Raw genomic sequence first — 17,661 nt, forward strand, 5'->3', positions numbered from 1 at the left:
CACTATGAGCCAAACCCAACCTCAGGTGCAATATCGCGACGATTATCAGCCGCCTCATTACTGGATTGACACCCTGGATCTGGATATTCAGCTGCACGACACCGCCACCGAGGTAGTGGCCATCAGCCGTGTGCGCCGCAATGGTGAGCATAATGAGCCGCTTGTGCTGAATGGCGAGCAACTTGAGTTACTGTCGGTGTCGGTGAACGGCATTGAAACCACTCAGTTCGAACAGGAAGAGAACGCCCTGGTGCTGCCTCAGGTGCCCCAGGAATTTGTGCTGACCATCAGAAACCGCATTAATCCGTCGGCCAACACGGCCCTTGAAGGGCTGTACAAGTCGGGTGATGCTTTCTGTACCCAGTGTGAAGCGCAGGGCTTTCGCCGTATTACCTATTATCTTGACCGGCCCGATGTGCTGGCCCGCTTCAGCACCCGCATTACCGCCGATGCCACCACCTGCCCCTTCCTGCTGTCCAACGGTAACCGGGTGGGGCAGGGTGTGCTTGATGATGGCCGCCATTGGGTGCAGTGGCAGGATCCGTTTCCCAAGCCTGCTTATCTGTTTGCACTGGTGGCCGGTGACTTTGATGTACTGCGCGACAGCTATACCACTCACAGCGGCCGCGAAGTGTCGCTGGAAATTTTTGTGGACAAGGGCAACCTTCACCGAGCCGGACATGCCATGGACAGCCTCAAGGCGTCCATGCGCTGGGACGAGCAGCGCTGCAATCTGGAATATGATCTCGATATTTACATGATAGTAGCGGTGGACTTTTTCAATATGGGGGCCATGGAGAACAAAGGCCTGAATGTATTTAACGCCAAGTTCGTGCTGGCAGACGCCAAAACCGCTACCGATGATGATTATCTGGATGTGGAACGGGTGATCGGTCATGAATATTTTCATAACTGGACCGGCAACCGGGTTACCTGCCGGGACTGGTTTCAGCTGTCGCTGAAAGAAGGGCTGACGGTGTTCCGGGATCAGGAGTTCTCTTCTGATCTGGGCTCGCGCACGGTTAACCGCATCAGTAATGTGCGCATTATGCGCGGCCCCCAGTTTGCCGAAGACGCCGGCCCCATGGCCCATCCCATTCGCCCCGATGCGGTGATCGAGATGAATAATTTCTACACCCTGACGGTGTATGAAAAGGGCTCGGAAGTGATCCGCATGCTGCACACTCTGCTGGGTGAGCAGGCATTCCAGGCTGGTCTGGCACTTTATCTTCAGCGTTTTGACGGCCAGGCGGCCACCTGTGATGACTTTGTGGCGGCCATGAGCGAGGCCAGTGGCCGGGATCTGACACGTTTCAAACGCTGGTACAGTCAGTCCGGTACGCCGGAGCTGACGGTGCGTGATGCTTATGATGCAGACACTCAGCGCTATACCCTGACGGTGCAGCAGCACACGCCGCCCACCAAAGATCAGCCCGAAAAGCTGCCGCTGCACATTCCCCTGAGCGTGGCGCTCTACAGCGAACAGGGTGAACCGATATCGCTGTACCTGAACGGCCAGCCTGCTGATGCCGTGCTGGATGTGCTGGAAAACGAGCAGGAATTTGTATTTGAGCGCGTGCCATCCCGTCCGGTACCGGCACTGCTGCAGGGTTTTTCGGCGCCGGTAAAACTGGATTATCTCTATACCGATGAGCAGCTGACCCTGCTGGCCCGGGTCAGTCTGGATGAGTTTGTACGCTGGGATGCGGTACAGATGCTTATCAATAATACGGTGCGGCATAATATGGCACTGCTGCAACGCCGCCAGGCACCGGTATTGCCCCGCAGCCTGCTGGATGTGTTTCGCTGTACGCTGGAAGACAGCGGCATAGACAGAGCACTAAAAGCAGAAATGCTGACCTTGCCGGATGTAAACAGCCTGCTGGAGCTGTTTGAACAGGCGAATATCGAGCAGCTGTGCGAAGTGCGCCAGCACCTGGCCAAAGAGCTGGCTGAGGCTCTGATACCAGCCTGGCAGCAGGCTTATGAAGAGAACCAGACACCGGAATATCGCATTGATCATGATGACATGGCTCGCCGGGCGCTGAAAAATACCGCGCTGGGTTATCTGGCGTTAACCGGTGATCAGACCAGAGTGGCAGATCAGTTTGCCGCCGCTGATAACATGACTGACACTCTGGGAGCCCTGCGCGCAGCGGTGCGTGGTGAGCTGGATTGCCGTCACTCTATGCTGACACAGTTCGAGCAAAAGTGGCGCAACGACGGACTGGTGCTGGACAACTGGTTCCGGCTGCAGGCCACGGCACCTGGTGCCGATACGCTGGCACGAGTGCGTGAGCTGATGACACACCCCACCTTCAGTCTGACCAACCCCAACCGGGTGAGGGCGCTGATTGGTGCTTTTTGTCAGGGTAATCCGGCGCAGTTTCATCGTATTGACGGTGCCGGCTATGATCTGCTTACTGAAGTACTGACCACACTGAACGACAGCAACCCCCAGGTAGCTTCCCGCTTGCTGACGCCCTTTATTCAGTTCCGCCGGCTCGATGACGGCCGTCAGAGCCTGATAAAGCAGCGGCTGCAGCAGCTGATGGCATTACCCTCACTGTCTCGTGATCTGTATGAAAAGATCAGCAAGGCACTGGACTGATGCAGCGTTTTCACTTTCGGCTGGCAATTTCTGCGGCCGAACTACAGCGATATTATACCGGCCGGGTGTCGGCGCTGACGGTCATGACAGAGCAGGGGCTCAGGTTGCAGCTGCCCCTGCACCACTTTCGTGCTTTTGTAGGCCATGGCGGACTGCACGGGCGCTTTGAAGTGGAGCTGAGTGAGCGCAATTCGCTGCAGCGTTTGCAACGTATTTAAGTATTTATTCATAACAATTAACGGCGATGCCCTGACGGTGTCGTCGTTTTATTTTGTATATTGTAAAAAATGATTTAAATATGCCGCCTCATGGAATATTCATTCATTTATTTTCTCTTTGCCTTTGCATATATTCTGCGCATCAGTGACGGTGGCGATATTTTTCAGATCCTTGCTCAGAGAATGCCTCGCTTTCCTGTTTCAGCAGGCATACACTGATTGTCATTCCGGTGAGTTGTCACACTCATTGGTCATTCTTTTCTCCATGGTCAGCCTGCTCATGAGGAATCCAATACCATGACACTTAATGCAAGCACTTCTGTATTACTTGAAAACGTTGAACAACTGGTTAGTGAAAAGTTTCCCGAGAACATAGCTCCCCTGGTACAGCAATTTGTCTGCAAGCTCTACAGTGGCATGACCCATGATGATTTGAACCATCGCAATGACAGTGATCTTTATGGTGCCGCCATTAATCTCTGGAACGATTTTGAAACCCGCCCGGATGATAAACCCCATGTTCAGGTATATAACCCCACCTTGACCCGCCATGGCTGGCAATCACCTCACACTATTGTTGAGCTGGTACTGCGGGATGCACCTTTTCAGGTGGACTCGATCCGCATGGCGCTGAGCCGGCTGGGCATTACTGCTCACCTGATGCTGCATCAGCCCATGCACCTGGTGCGCGACAAGCAGGGCCGTCTGACCGAAATCCTTTCCAGCAAAGACAAGCGTAAGCAAAACAGGGCGGAAACGGCCTTTTTGATTGAAATTGATCGCCAGCCCGAGAAAGCCAGACGGGATCAGTTAAGAGACGAGCTGCTGTCGGTGGTGGAAGAAGTTGCGCTGTCGGTAGATGACTGGCAGCCCATGGTCAATACCTTGAATGAGGTGATTGAAGCCCTGCCGGCTCAGGTGAAACAGCACGATCAGCAGGATGTAACAGAAACCCTGTCGTTTCTGCGCTGGGTGGCCAATCACAACTTCACCCTCATGGGTTATCGCCGCTATCATATTTCCGCCATTGAGGGAGATTATGAGCTGGTGCCGGATCACGATACCAGCCTGGGGCTGATGCGTAATATACAGCACAGTGACGGCCTGCGCCTGAGCAGCCTGACACCCACAGCGCAAAAAGAGGCCTTGAGCAAAAATATTCTGGTGCTGACCAAAACCAATCATAAATCCCGCGTACACAGACCGGCTTATATCGACTATATAGGCGTGAAGCGGTTTGATAACAAGGGCAATGTGATTGGTGAGGATCGCTTTATTGGCCTGTATGCCTCCAGCATTTATAACACCAGCGCCATGCAAATTCCGTTGATTGGCGAAAAGCTGACCCGCATCATCACTGCCTCCGGCCTGGAAGCCGGATCCCATGCTTATAAAGCCCTGCTGAATATTCTGGAAACCTACCCTCGCGACGAGCTTATTCAGGCCCGTGAAGACGAGCTGCTGGACATTGGCATGGGAGTGCTGGCCATGCAGGAGCGGGACATGACCCGGCTGTTTGTGCGCCGGGATCTGTTCGGCCGCTTTTTTTCCTGCATGGTGTATGTCACCAAAGACAGATACAACACGGCCCTGAGGGAGAAAACCCAGCGGATTTTTCAGCGTTACTTCGGCTCTGAAGAGGAAGTGGAATTTACTACCTATTTCTCGGAAGGGGTGCTGGCCCGCACTCACTATCTGATCCGCGTGCAAAATAACACCATGGATATTAATGTGAACGAAATTCAGTCCAACCTGATAGAAGCTGCCCGCAGCTGGGACGACAAACTGGAGCAGGCGCTGTCGGCAAGCTTTGGCGAAGCTGAGGGCAATCGCCTCAAGAGTAAATATCAGCAGGCCTTTCCCAGAGCTTACACCGAAGATGTAATGCCGGGCACGGCAGTGGCTGATATTGAGCAACTGGAAGCCCTGAGTGATGATAACCGTCTGGGGCTGTTGTTCTATCGTGCCCAGGAGCAGGCCAAAGACTCCAACCGGGTGCGGCTAAAGCTCTATCACAGGGCCGAGCCCATTCATCTGTCCGATGTGCTGCCCATGCTGGAAAATCTGGGGCTGAGAGTGATTGGCGAAACGCCCTATGAAGTGGATTGCGGTGACGAAACCTTCTGGATCCTGGATTTTTCCATGCTGCATCCGCGCGGCCCCCTGGATCTGGATGCCAGCCAGCAGCGCTTTCAGGATGCCTTCTCTGATGTATGGAATAACCGGCTGGAAAATGACGGCTTTAACCGCCTGGTGCTGGCGACCCGTCTGACCGGACGGGAAGTCAGTGTGCTGCGTGCCTATGCCCGTTATATGCGCCAGACCGGGGTCACCTTCAGTCAGGCCTATATTGAAGAAACCCTGTATCGCTATCCGCATTTATCCTGCTTGCTGTTCACTTTGTTTGAGCAGCGCTTCAGCCCGTCATTCAAACGCAGCGAGAAAAAACTGCAGGCCCTGCACCAGGAGCTGGTGGAAGAGCTGGACAAGGTGGCCAACCTGGATGACGACCGCATTATTCGCCGTTATATGGAAATGATTGAAGCGACCCTGCGCACCAACTTCTATCAGCCTGCGGCAAATGGTAATGACAAGGAATATGTGTCCTTCAAGCTGGCTCCGGAGTCGATCAGTGATATGCCGCTGCCGCTGCCGAAATTTGAAATCTTTGTATATTCCCCCCGGGTGGAAGGGGTACACCTGCGCTGGGGCAAGGTGGCCCGAGGCGGCCTGCGCTGGTCGGACCGCCGGGAAGACTTCCGCACCGAAGTGCTGGGCCTGGTAAAAGCCCAGCAGGTGAAAAACACTGTGATTGTGCCCGTGGGGGCCAAGGGCGGTTTTGTCTGCAAGCAACTGCCGGAAGGGGATCGCGCCGCTTTTCTGCAGGAAGGTAAAGACTGCTACAAGCTGTTTATTCGCGGCCTGCTGGATGTGACCGACAATATCGTTAACGGCGAAGTCACTCATCCGGAAAACGTGGTGCGCCATGATGAAGACGACTATTACCTGGTGGTCGCCGCCGACAAGGGCACGGCCACCTTCTCGGACATTGCCAACGGCATCAGTGCCGAATATGGCCACTGGCTGGGAGATGCTTTTGCTTCCGGCGGCTCTGTGGGTTACGACCACAAGAAAATGGGCATTACCGCCAGGGGCGGCTGGGAGTCGGTGAAGCGCCATTTCCGTGAGCTGGGCATTAACTGTCAGGATACCGACTTCACCTGTGTGGGCATTGGCGACATGGGCGGCGACGTGTTCGGTAACGGCATGCTGCGCTCCAGACACACCCGGCTGGTGGCTGCCTTTAACCACCTGCATATTTTTATTGATCCCGAGCCCGATGCGGCGGCCAGCTTTGACGAGCGCCAGCGCCTGTTCAACACGCCGGGCACCAGCTGGGAGGATTATAACAAGGAGCTCATTTCCGAGGGCGGCGGTATCTTTTCACGGGCTGCCAAGTCGGTGAAACTGTCGCCGCAGATGAAAAAACTGCTGGGCACGCAAAAAGCCAGCCTGACACCCAATGAGGTGATTCGCCATCTGCTGATGGCGCAGGTGGATCTTATCTGGAACGGCGGCATTGGCACTTATATCAAGTCTCGCAATGAAACCGACGCCGATGTGGGTGACAGGGCCAACGACGCCGTGCGGGTAAACGGGGAAGATTTGCGCGCCCGTATTGTGGGCGAGGGCGGTAACCTCGGCTGCACTCAGCTGGGCCGTATTGAATATGCCAGCAAGGGCGGACGCATCAATACCGACTTTACCGACAACGTGGGCGGCGTTGACTGCTCCGATAACGAAGTGAATATCAAAATTCTGCTGAACAAGCTGGTGGCAGAAGGCGAGCTGACCAAAAAGCACAGAGACGAGCTGCTGTTCGATATGACCGATAAGGTCACCGACATAGTGCTGACCAACGCCTATCGTCAGTCCCAGACCATTTCCATTACCCAGCACAGAGGCGCGCAGGCACTGAAGGAGCATCAGCGCTTTATGCACTGGCTGGAGCGCCAGGACCGGCTCGACCGCGGGCTGGAGTACTTGCCCAGTGATGAGGAGCTGGCCGAGCGCATGGCCGCCAACCGGGGCCTGACCCGGCCCGAGCTGGCGGTGCTGGTGGCTTACGGCAAAATGGTGCTGAAGGACATGCTCAATATTCCCGAGATCACCGACAACGACTATATCGCCCGTTTGCTGCCCGCCAGCATGCCGGAGAAACTGGTGGCCCGCTTTGGTGAAGCACTGATGCAGCATCCGCTGCGCCATGAAATTATTGCTACCCGCCTGGCCAATATCATGGTCAACGACATGGGCTGTAACTTTGCCAACCGCCTGCTGGATGAAACCGGTGCCGGCATTGGTGATATCGCCATCAGCTTTATGATTGCCCGGGAAGTGTTTGGCCTGAATCAGCTGCTGCGCGATATTGAGTCTCTGGACAACAAGGTGCCGGCACAGCTACAACTGCAGATGTTCTACCAGTGCCGGCGCATGGTACGCCGGGCTACCCGCTGGTTCCTGCGTAACCGCAACCGCAATCTGGGGCTGGAAGAAACCATCGAGCAATATAAACCCGCCTATGACACTCTCGGCAAGCACCTTTATGACGTGATGGTTGACAGTGAAGTGGCCGAGCATAAAGCGGAAGTGGCAGCGCTGACCAAACAGGGCGTGCCCGAGTCGCTGGCGGCACGCATTGTGAACATGAGCTCACTGTTCTCGGCGCTGGATCTGGCTCAGATCAGCAACGAGCATCAGCAGGGTATTCAGGTGGCCGCCAAGGTGTATTTCCATCTGGGTGCTGAGCTTGAGCTGCACTGGTTCCTGGAGCAGATCAACCAGCAGGCGGTGGGTAACCACTGGCAGGCACTGGCCCGGGCGTCATTCCGGGAAGATCTGGACTATCAGCAGCGCAGCCTGGCTTCTGTGGTACTGAAAACCTGTAAAGAAAACGGCGAATGCGCTACCATGCTCGACCAGTGGCTTGATGAGCATGAGCAGCTGCTCAACCGTTGGCGAAACCTGCTGGCAGACTTTAAAACTTCCGGCAGCCATGAGTTCGCCCAGTTCTCGGTGGCATTAAGGGAGCTGAACCTGCTGCATCTTAATTGTGTGAACGCCGCCTGATAAGCGGCCGCAACAAAAGCCCCGGCCTGGTCCGGGGCTTTTTTATAAGGAACAAACACGTGTATTCCCTGGTAAAACCTTTTCTCTTTAAATGTGATCCCGAACAGGTTCATGAGCTGACCATGAAAGCCCTGGCCAAAACTCAGCGTACACCGCTGGAAGCCCTGTATCGTCGCCCTCATATTAATAATCCTGTTGAAGTCATGGGCCTGACCTTCAGTAATCCGGTGGGGCTGGCTGCCGGTCTGGACAAGAACGGCGAGTGCATTGATGCCTTTGCTGCCATGGGCTTTGGCTTTGTGGAAGTAGGTACGGTCACGCCTCGTGCACAAGACGGTAACCCCAAGCCCCGTCTGTTCCGGGTGCAGCCTGCCGAAGGTATCATTAACCGCATGGGGTTTAATAACAAGGGCATCGATTATCTGATTGAAAACGTAAAACAGGCCCGTTACAACGGCATTCTCGGTATTAATATCGGCAAGAACAAAGATACTCCCATAGAGCATGGTAAAGATGATTACCTGATCTGCATGGAAAAATCTTATGAGCATGCCAGCTACATTACCGTGAATATTTCTTCCCCCAACACGCCGGATCTGCGTTCGCTGCAATATGGCGATGCCCTGGACGATCTGCTGGGCTCATTAAAACAAAAGCAGGCCGAGCTGGCTGAGAAATACCACAAGCAGGTACCGCTGGTGGTAAAAATTGCACCGGATCTCGATGAGGGTGAAATTGAGCAGATTGCCGATAGCCTGGTGCGCTTTAATATTGACGGCGTGATTGCAACCAACACGACTCTTGACAGAGAACTGGTGTTTGAGCTTCCCCATGCTCAGGAAGCCGGTGGTTTAAGCGGCCGGCCGGTGCAAAGCAAAAGCACGCAGGTGATTGCCGAGCTGTCACGCCGCCTTGACGGCAAGCTGCCCATTATCGGGGTAGGGGGCATAGACTCACTGACCGCCGCCCGGGAAAAAATGAATGCCGGTGCCAGTCTGGTGCAGGTTTATTCCGGATTTATTTATCAAGGGCCTGCGCTGGTTCAAAATCTGGCGCGTTATCTCTGATAAACTGAATAATTATTTGCCCCCGGTCCCAAATTTTCTTATATATTAACAGTATCGGGGGAACTTATAATTTTTCACAAGGTGTGTGAATGCTGCTACAACCAAACGACAATTGGTGCTGGTTTGTCGGCGCAGACCGGCACCTGATGCTGGATCTGGGAGAGGAGATGCTGTTTGCCACTCCCTATCAGCAGAAACGACTGATTTGCGCTGACGATCTGCGCCAGAGCTTTTCGGTGGAAGAGACCGGGCTCTATTATACCTTTCTCGACAAACTCAGCTGTGTGGCAACGCCGTCGCGGCGGATGCAGGCGGCGCTGAACGGCGTGGCGGTAGCCCGCTTCTACAAGCCACTGATGCCCCAGAGCTGGTTTTTTGAGCCACAAGCCGATTACCATCAGCCCCAGCTGGGTGAGTTAATCGGTCTGGATTGCGGTGAGCGACACCTGACCATGATGGTAGTGGAGACGTCACCATCAACATCTTTGTGTATTTCGCTGTCGGCAGATGTTGCATTGAACGAGACCAAAACCTTGCCGGTGTTTGGTGCCATCAAGGTAATGAATGACAGGCTGTTCAGTCTGGAAGAAAACAAGGCAGAAATGCGTCGGGTCGGCTGAAGCCGGCCTGCTATTTATTACTTACTAAGGGGATTTTTCAACAAGAGGGGAGTTGTATCACCGGATTGGTTGCGGGAGCCGGATTTGAACCGACGACCTTCGGGTTATGAGCCCGACGAGCTACCAGACTGCTCCATCCCGCGGCCGGTGTGATACATTTTGCTTATTCAGTTGGTTGCGGGAGCCGGATTTGAACCGACGACCTTCGGGTTATGAGCCCGACGAGCTACCAGACTGCTCCATCCCGCGCCGATAACTGAATATGCTGTGTTTGTTGATGCGCACCGGTTGGTTGCGGGAGCCGGATTTGAACCGACGACCTTCGGGTTATGAGCCCGACGAGCTACCAGGCTGCTCCATCCCGCGGCCGGTAAACACTTCAACTTACACTCTGAGAACTGGTTGCGGGAGCCGGATTTGAACCGACGACCTTCGGGTTATGAGCCCGACGAGCTACCAGACTGCTCCATCCCGCGTCCTCAGGCTGTGCATAGTAGTGATCCGGCTCACCAAAGGCAAGCCCTTGTTTAAAACTTTATTTTGTTCGCTCAACAAAGCAGCGACCTGTTCATTCGCCACCCGCTTTGGTGGCTTTTCATTCGCTTCGTGCCGGCCGGCCTCCATTAATCCGCAGATATCACTGTCTCACTCATGTATAATGCGGGTCTTCCTATTTCTGACCATGCGTGATTATGCTGCCGTTTTTTGCTACCTGCCCCAAGGGCCTGGAATCTTTACTCTCTGACGAACTTCAAGCCCTGGGCGCCAGCCAGGTACAGGAAACTGTGGCCGGGGTGGCCTTTAAAGGTGAACTGGACGTGGCGTACCGGGCCTGCTTATGGTCACGACTGGCGTCACGCATTATGTTGCAGCTGGCGGAATTTCCCATGCGTGATGACATGGACCTCTATTTAGGTGCCAGCAACATCGACTGGGAAACCCATATAAAGGAAGGCCAGACCTTTGCGGTAGATTTTTCCGGCAGCAACCGGGCCATTACCAACACTCAATATGGTGCCCTGAAAATAAAAGATGCCATTGTCGACCGCCTGAGCAAGCGCCGGGGCGAACGTCCCAGCGTGGACAAGCGGTTTCCCGATATTCGCATTCTGGCTCACTTAAAACGCGAACGGGTCAGTATTACCCTGGACCTGTCCGGTCCGGCGCTGCATCAGCGCGGTTACCGTCAGCAGGCCGGTGAAGCACCGCTGAAGGAAAACCTGGCCGCCGCCATTTTGCTGCGCAGCGGCTGGGACGCCAAAAGTCCGCTGGTCGACCCCATGTGCGGCTCCGGCACTCTGTTGATTGAAGCCGCGCTGATGGCGGCTGATCAGGCTCCGGGTCTGCTGCGTCCGCGTTTTGGCTTTATGGCCTGGTCCGGACACGACCGGGAGCTGTGGCAAAGCCTGCACGCTGAAGCCACGGTGCGGGCGACTCGTGGCCTGAACAAGACAGACGCCGTTATTTACGGCTTTGATCAGGATCAGCGAGTGCTGGGTTTTGCCCGGGAAAACGCAGAGGCGGCTGGGGTGGAGCGGCTGATCCACTTCACTCAGGGAGCCGTGAGTGAACTGAAGAACCCGAGTGAGCAGCCCGGCTGGCTGATTTCCAACCCGCCTTATGGTGAACGCCTGAGCGAGTTTCCGTCACTGCTGGGCCTGCATCAGCGCCTGGGCGATATTTTGCGGGATCAGTTCAAGGGCTGGCAGGTCAGTCTGATTTCCAGCTCGCCGGAGCTGCTCAGCTGCCTGCGGCTGCGTCCGGAAAAAACCTACAAGCTGTTTAACGGTGCCCTGGCCTGTGAACTGCGCAACTATGCCGTGGCCATTGATGCCAGACCGGCCCGGCCGCTGGCGGAAGACTTTGCCAACCGGCTGGCCAAGAACATCAAGGCGCTGGACAAGTGGGCAAAAGGCGAGGGCATAGACTGCTATCGCCTTTATGATGCGGATCTGCCGGAATACAATGCCGCCATTGACCGTTATCAGGACCATCTGGTGATCCAGGAATATGCGGCCCCCAAGAGTGTGCCCGAGCATAAGGCTCAGGCCCGTTTCTTTGATCTGGTGCAGGCCACCATGACAGTGACCGGTGTGCCCGGCAGCAAGGTGGTGCTCAAGGTACGAGCCAGGCAGAAGGGCAAAGAGCAGTATGAAAAGCTTGATAAGCGCGACCAGTGGATGCAGGTACAGGAGCATAATGCTCAGCTGCTGGTAAACCTGCACGATTATCTGGATACCGGCCTGTTTCTGGATCACAGGCCCATTCGGCAGCGTCTGGGTGAGCTTGCCAACGGTAAAGATGTGCTCAACGTGTTTGCCTATACCGGTACCGCCACCGTGCATGCGGCGCTGGGCGGTGCCCGTTCCACCACGACGGTGGATATGTCCAGAACCTATCTGGGCTGGGCCGAGCGCAATATGCAGCTGAACGGCATGAACGGCCGCCGGCACCAATATGTGCAGGCTGACTGTCTGAGCTGGCTGGCCAATACCGATGGTGTTTATGATCTGATCTTCTGCGATCCGCCCACTTTTTCCAACTCCAAGCGAATGGAAGACAGCTTTGATGTGCAGCGGGATCATCTGGAGCTGCTGCACCTGCTGAGCAAACACCTGCGCAAGGGCGGCCTGCTGATTTTCTCCAACAACAAGCGCAATTTTAAAATGGACACCGATGGTCTGGCTGCCATGGGCCTGACCGCCAAAGACATTACCCGCGCCACTCTGCCCAAGGATTTTGCCCGCAACCCCAACATTCATAACTGCTGGGAAATTCGCTGGAGTGACCAATGACACTGACGCTGTTTTCTACCGACGGCTGCCATTTGTGTGAACAGGCCCGGGCCTTGCTGGAGCAGACCGGGCTGGCGGCACAGGCCGAAATAAAAGACATTATTGACGATGAACAGTGGCTTGAGGCCTATCGCATTCGTATTCCGGTAGTGCGCAGCACCGATGGGGCCGAGCTGAACTGGCCCTTTACCGCCGACGAACTCCTTGCATTCAATCAGGAACATTCATGAGTCTGTTAACGTTACAAAATGCGCTGCTGGCCTACGGTGATGCGCCCTTGCTGGATGGCATTGAACTGAATATTCAGGCCGGTGAGCGGCTCTGTATAGTGGGCCGCAACGGGGCCGGCAAATCCACCCTGATGAAGGTGATTGCCGGTGATATTCAGCTGGACGACGGCCGCCGTCAGGTGCAGCAGGACGTAGTGATTGCCCGGCTGGAGCAGGATCCGCCCAAGACCGATGACGATCAGACCGTATTTGATTATGTGTCTGCCGGTCTGGCAGAGCTGGGCGAACTGCTGGCCCGCTATCATCATCAGCTGGAAAAAGTCAGTCACGACAGCTCGGAAAAAGCCATGAATGAGCTGATGCGCCTGCAGGAGCAGGTGGAGCATGCCAATGGCTGGCAGTTTGATACCCGTATTAACCAGAGCCTGACCTTGCTGGGCCTGAACGGTGATACCCGGCTGAAGGATCTGTCCGGCGGCTGGCTGCGCAAGGTGGCGCTGGCCCGGGCGCTGGCCAATGACCCTGATATTCTGCTGCTGGACGAGCCCACCAACCATCTGGACATTGATGCCATTGCCTGGCTGGAAACCTTCCTGATGGACTTTCGGGGTGCCATTGTGTTTATCAGCCACGATCGTGCCTTTATTCGCAAGATGGCCACTCGTATTCTCGACCTTGACCGGGGCAAGCTGTCCAGCTGGCCAGGCAATTATGATGATTATCTGGTTAACAAAGAAGAAGCCCTGCGAGTGGAAGCCGAGCAAAACGCCCTGTTCGACAAGCGGCTGGCTCAGGAAGAAGCCTGGATCCGTCAGGGCATCAAGGCCCGCCGTACCCGTAATGAAGGCCGGGTGAGGGCGCTGAAAGCCCTGCGTAATGAGCGCAGCCAGCGCCGGGAAAGTGTGGGCAAGGTGTCGGTTACTCTGGACGATGTACGCCGCTCGGGCAAAATTGTGTTTGAAGCCGAGAACCTGGGCTTTGAATATGAAGGCAAGCCCCTTATTCGCAACTTTTCTGCCATGGTACAGCGGGGCGACAAAATTGCCCTGGTGGGCCCTAACGGCTGCGGCAAGAGTACCCTGATCAAGCTGCTGCTGGGCAAAATAGAGCCGCAGCAGGGTAGCCTCAAATGCGGCACCAAGCTGGATGTGGCCTACTTTGATCAGTATCGGGAGCAACTCGACCCCGAACGCTCCGTGATGGACAATCTGGCCGACGGCAAACAGGAAGTGGAAGTCGGGGGCCGAAGCCGCCATGTGCTGGGCTATCTGCAGGACTTTCTGTTTGAGCCCAAACGGGCCCGCACTCCGGTAAAAGCGCTGTCGGGCGGTGAGAAGAACCGTCTGCTGCTGGCACGGCTGTTCCTCAAACCCAGCAACCTGCTGGTGCTCGATGAGCCCACCAACGATCTGGATGTGGAAACCCTGGAGTTGCTGGAAGAGCTGCTCGCCGATTATCAGGGCACCCTGTTACTGGTCAGCCATGACCGGGACTTTATCGATAATACCGCCACTCATTGCTGGACCTTTGAAGGCAACGGCCGCATTGATGAATATGTGGGGGGATATCAGGACATGCAGGCCCAGCGGGTGCGTCAGCCCACGCCGGCAGCGGTAAAAGAAGACAAAGCCGCACCGGTCAAGGCGCAAAAGCCCAAGCCGTCTTCCGGCAAAAAGCTGTCTTATAAACAGCAGCAGGAGCTGAACGGCCTGCCGGCCAGGCTTGAACAGCTGGAGCAGCAGATTGAAGCCCTGCAGGCAGAAATTAATGGTCCGGACTTTTTTACTCAGCCCGAAGCCGTGACTCAGGACAAACTGCAGCAACTGGCCGCAGTGGAAAACGAACTCGACACTGCGTTTTCCCGCTGGGAAGAGCTTGAGGAGCTGGCCGCCGGTTAACCTGGACACAACCTTATGCCGGCCCTGGTGCCGGCATTTTCCACCCGTGATCTGTCTCACACTTTCTCACTTTTGCCTTTCACAAAAACGTCATAAATATCAGTCGCTAAAACCCAGGACTGGGCTAAGCTCAAAAATTACCCCTTGTTAAAAACCACAAACTCAACTATCACTTTAAGTGCGGCTGCTTGATAACGCCGCACACTTTTTGTTGATTAAACGAGGGTAATACCTATGAAGAGACAAAAACGTGACCGTTTGGAAAGAGCGCGTACCCGCGGTTACCAAGCTGGAGTCAGTGGACGTTCCAAAGAGCAGTGCCCCTACAATGATTTTGATGCCAAAGGCCATTGGCTGGGGGGATGGCGAGATGCCATGGAAGACAAAGGTTCCGGCCTCTTCATCAAGTAAACATACATTTTCTTCATCAACAAAAAAAGGCCCCGCAACTGCGGGGCCTTATCGTTTGCAAAGGCTGATCAGAAAGCAGAGGTGTCGGTAAACAGACCCACTTTCAGATCTTTGGCTTCATAGATGGGGCGACCATCCACTTCTACCACGCCATCGGCAATGCCCATGATCAGCTTGCGCCAGATCACCCGCTTCAGGGTAATTTTGTAGGTTACCTTTTTAGCGGTAGGCAGAATTTGACCGGTAAATTTCACTTCACCCACGCCCAGTGCACGACCCTTGCCGGGGCCGCCTTTCCAGCCCAGGAAAAAACCCACCAGCTGCCACATGGCATCCAGACCCAGGCAGCCCGGCATAACGGGGTCGCCAGGAAAGTGGCAGTCAAAGAACCACAGATCCGGGGTGATATCCAGCTCGGCGATAATTTCGCCCTTGCCATGCTCACCGCCTTCATCGCTGATGTGCAGAATACGATCCATCATCAGCATGTTGGGGGCGGGCAGCTGACTGTTGCCGGGGCCGAACAATTCACCCTGGCTGCAGGCCAGCAGTTCTTCTCTGGTAAAGCTGTGTTTACCCAGTTCTTTTTGTGAAGGCATTTCACTCTTCCGTTTTTTCATCGGGCACTCATGGCCCGGGTGTAAAATTGGCGTCACTTTAGCGAACAGCTGTGCGCCCGACAAGTCCGATTTGTTATCGGCGCAGTAATCTTTGCCAGAAACTGCTTTCTACCGTATGACCGTTTAACTCATCAAGACGTTCGCGAATACGCCCGAACAAGGTGTGCGGATCATCGACTTTGCCAGCCTCGCAGCCCATCAGCAGGGCAATGGCGTCCTCTACCCGGGCCACCGGATAAATATGAAAACGCCCCTCGGTCACGGCCTGAGTGACGTCATCAGACAAATTCAGCTGCAGCCGGTTACTGGCAGGAATTAACACGCCCTGCTCGCCGGTCAGTCCCTGTAGCCGGCATAGCCGGTAAAAGCCTTCAATTTTTTCGTTTACGCCGCCCACGGGCAGCACATTACCAAACTGATCCACCGCACCGGTAATGGCAAAGTGCTGATAAATGGGCTCTCGGGCCAAAGCAGAGAGCAGGGCACACAGGCCGGCGAGGGCGGCACTGTCGCCGTCAATTTCATGATAAGACTGTTCAAACACCAGATTGGCCGACAGCGGCGAAGGGTGCTCGGCACCAAACAGATTGGCCAGGTAGCCATGAATAATCATCATGGCCTTGGCGTGAATATGGCCGGCCAGATCGGCCTTGCGCTCAATGTCGGCCACATCACCGTCGCCCAGATGCACAGTGGCAGTGAGCCGTACCGGCTCGCCAAAATCATAAGGATGACCGGCAATCTGAATCACCGACAGGCCATTGATCTGGCCAATCTCACGGCCATGAGTCTGCAGCAGGAACTGACCGTCGCGCACGCCCAGATCAGACTGCTCCACCAGAAAGTTAAGGCGCTGATCCTGCTCCTGCTGAGCCAGCATCAAATGACGCTCGTTGATAAGTTCGCTGTTTTCCCGGGCAGCAATCACGTCTGCCAGCTGCATCATGGCCACCAGGTGCGATTCTACCAGCGACAGCCGCTGCTGATGCTCGGTAATGCGGCTGCCATAACGGCACAACCGGGTTACCGCTGCCACATCCATATCACGCAACTGATGCTTTTGCCGCAAATGCGCCAGATAACCCAGATAAGAAGGCAAATCCGCTTCTGCATCCCATTCCGGAATAATATCGGCGCGCAAAAAGGCGAGGGTATCCAGCTCTCTGTCCAGCATATGCAGCTCGGCCACCGCCAGGCGATCGCCCACCAGTACCAGATGCACATCCAGCGGTGGTGGCTCGGGCTGAAAGTAAAAAGCAGCCATCTCCTGAGGCCGGCTCCATTCTATTTGCCGTGTGGCCAGGGCATTTTTCAGCCGGAACCACAGGTAAGGCTGCATCAGCAGCTCTTCAATGGGCACGATGAGATAGCCGCCGTTAGCCTGATGTATCAGGCCGGGCTCAAGCAGGTGATGATGGCTGAATACCGAGCCTTGCTCGGTCTGAAAATGAACAGCCCCAAACAACTGCTCGGGAGTAAACTGACGGGCATGCACAATGGGAATGCGTTCGTCGTGGCGATGCACCATCAGGTTAATCAGCACCGGATGGCTGAAGCCACCGCCGGCAGCCACATGCTGTGCCAGAGCTGAGAGATAGTCGGCAACTTTTTCGTCCTGTCCCTGTTTTTTCAGAATGCGCTCAACAATATGCTCAGCTTCCAGATGGCGGGAGCTGAGCTCCAGCAGCTGGCCAACCAGTTCGCAAAATTCAATGCCGGTGCCGGCTTTCAGCCGCAGCCAGATGGGCTTTTGCGGGTGATGCAGGTTTTCCGCATAGCAAAGATCAAACAAGTCGGCATGATTGGCATGACGTTTCACCAGATCCTGTACCAGCTCTTCCACATCCAGGCCGGAAAAGCCGTTCATCAGCAAAATGGGGTTGACGGCGTTCAGCCCCGACAGGGTGGCAAATGCCGAGTCGGCCCTTTGCTGCAGCGCGCTAAAGGGAAGGGGATCCGCGTCTTTCAGGGTGGTCAGTTCGGGTAACGAAAATGCAGGGGCCAGCTCGGCCGGGCTCAGTGGTTGCACTGGTTCACTCGTTCTATTGGTTTATGGCTGCC

Annotated in this window: 11 protein-coding genes and 4 tRNA genes; 9 read left to right on the forward strand and 6 right to left on the reverse strand. The window is 55.2% G+C overall.

Annotated features, from left to right (window positions below; translation table 11 throughout):
* Window positions 1–4: 4 nt before the first annotated feature.
* From pepN to R0I78_RS03530, 5 genes are all read left to right on the forward strand, one after another.
* Window positions 5–2,611: an aminopeptidase N gene (gene pepN / locus R0I78_RS03510; protein WP_317074333.1), complete on the forward strand. Its 2,607-nt coding sequence runs from the start codon at window positions 5–7 to the stop codon at window positions 2,609–2,611.
* Complete coding sequence (locus tag R0I78_RS03515) at window positions 2,611–2,829, forward strand: DUF2835 family protein (protein ID WP_317074334.1); 219 nt, start codon at window positions 2,611–2,613, stop codon at window positions 2,827–2,829. Before pepN ends, R0I78_RS03515 begins: the two co-directional genes overlap by 1 nt.
* A 297-nt stretch (window positions 2,830–3,126) precedes the next feature.
* The gene (locus tag R0I78_RS03520; protein WP_317074335.1) at window positions 3,127–7,959 is read left to right on the forward strand and encodes an NAD-glutamate dehydrogenase; all 4,833 of its coding nucleotides are present in this window, start codon (window positions 3,127–3,129) and stop codon (window positions 7,957–7,959) included.
* A gap of 59 nt (window positions 7,960–8,018) precedes the next feature.
* Window positions 8,019–9,026: a quinone-dependent dihydroorotate dehydrogenase gene (gene pyrD / locus R0I78_RS03525; RefSeq protein WP_317074336.1), complete on the forward strand. Its 1,008-nt coding sequence runs from the start codon at window positions 8,019–8,021 to the stop codon at window positions 9,024–9,026.
* A gap of 89 nt (window positions 9,027–9,115) precedes the next feature.
* Window positions 9,116–9,646: a cell division protein ZapC gene (locus R0I78_RS03530; protein WP_019935333.1), complete on the forward strand. Its 531-nt coding sequence runs from the start codon at window positions 9,116–9,118 to the stop codon at window positions 9,644–9,646.
* A 66-nt stretch (window positions 9,647–9,712) separates the two neighbouring features.
* Here R0I78_RS03530 and R0I78_RS03535 read toward each other — a convergent pair.
* The 4 genes from R0I78_RS03535 to R0I78_RS03550 form a co-directional block, all read right to left on the reverse strand.
* Window positions 9,713–9,789, reverse strand: a tRNA-Met gene (locus R0I78_RS03535).
* 29 nt (window positions 9,790–9,818) lie between these two features.
* Window positions 9,819–9,895 (reverse strand) — tRNA-Met (locus tag R0I78_RS03540).
* A gap of 40 nt (window positions 9,896–9,935) precedes the next feature.
* Window positions 9,936–10,012: transfer RNA gene (locus tag R0I78_RS03545), tRNA-Met, on the reverse strand.
* A gap of 33 nt (window positions 10,013–10,045) precedes the next feature.
* Window positions 10,046–10,122 (reverse strand) — tRNA-Met (locus R0I78_RS03550).
* A 216-nt stretch (window positions 10,123–10,338) separates the two neighbouring features.
* Between R0I78_RS03550 and rlmKL the strand changes: the two genes are divergently transcribed.
* The 4 genes from rlmKL to rmf all read left to right on the forward strand — a co-directional run bounded on the left by rlmKL (window position 10,339) and on the right by rmf (window position 14,980).
* On the forward strand, window positions 10,339–12,441 hold the full coding sequence (rlmKL, locus tag R0I78_RS03555; protein WP_317074337.1) for a bifunctional 23S rRNA (guanine(2069)-N(7))-methyltransferase RlmK/23S rRNA (guanine(2445)-N(2))-methyltransferase RlmL: 2,103 nt from the start codon (window positions 10,339–10,341) through the stop codon (window positions 12,439–12,441).
* Window positions 12,438–12,671: a glutaredoxin family protein gene (locus tag R0I78_RS03560; RefSeq protein WP_317074338.1), complete on the forward strand. Its 234-nt coding sequence runs from the start codon at window positions 12,438–12,440 to the stop codon at window positions 12,669–12,671. The genes rlmKL and R0I78_RS03560 overlap by 4 nt, the downstream gene beginning before the upstream one ends.
* A complete protein-coding gene (locus tag R0I78_RS03565) occupies window positions 12,668–14,569 on the forward strand; it encodes an ABC transporter ATP-binding protein (protein ID WP_317074339.1) in 1,902 nt (633 codons plus the stop codon). The genes R0I78_RS03560 and R0I78_RS03565 overlap by 4 nt, the downstream gene beginning before the upstream one ends.
* Window positions 14,570–14,803: 234 nt before the next feature.
* Window positions 14,804–14,980: a ribosome modulation factor gene (gene rmf, locus R0I78_RS03570; RefSeq protein ID WP_014292547.1), complete on the forward strand. Its 177-nt coding sequence runs from the start codon at window positions 14,804–14,806 to the stop codon at window positions 14,978–14,980.
* Between the two features lie 68 nt (window positions 14,981–15,048).
* On the opposite strand, the gene fabA is transcribed toward rmf, so the two are convergent.
* Both fabA and R0I78_RS03580 read right to left on the reverse strand, forming a co-directional pair.
* Entirely contained in the window at window positions 15,049–15,579 is a 531-nt protein-coding gene (gene fabA, locus R0I78_RS03575; protein WP_211212448.1) for a 3-hydroxyacyl-[acyl-carrier-protein] dehydratase FabA, read from the reverse strand.
* A 94-nt stretch (window positions 15,580–15,673) separates the two neighbouring features.
* Window positions 15,674–17,629: an AAA family ATPase gene (locus R0I78_RS03580; protein ID WP_019935328.1), complete on the reverse strand. Its 1,956-nt coding sequence runs from the start codon at window positions 17,627–17,629 to the stop codon at window positions 15,674–15,676.
* Between the last annotated feature and the right edge of the window lie 32 nt (window positions 17,630–17,661).

It is taken from the genome of Oceanimonas sp. CAM02 (assembly GCF_032842915.1).
GTDB lineage: Bacteria > Pseudomonadota > Gammaproteobacteria > Enterobacterales > Aeromonadaceae > Oceanimonas > Oceanimonas smirnovii.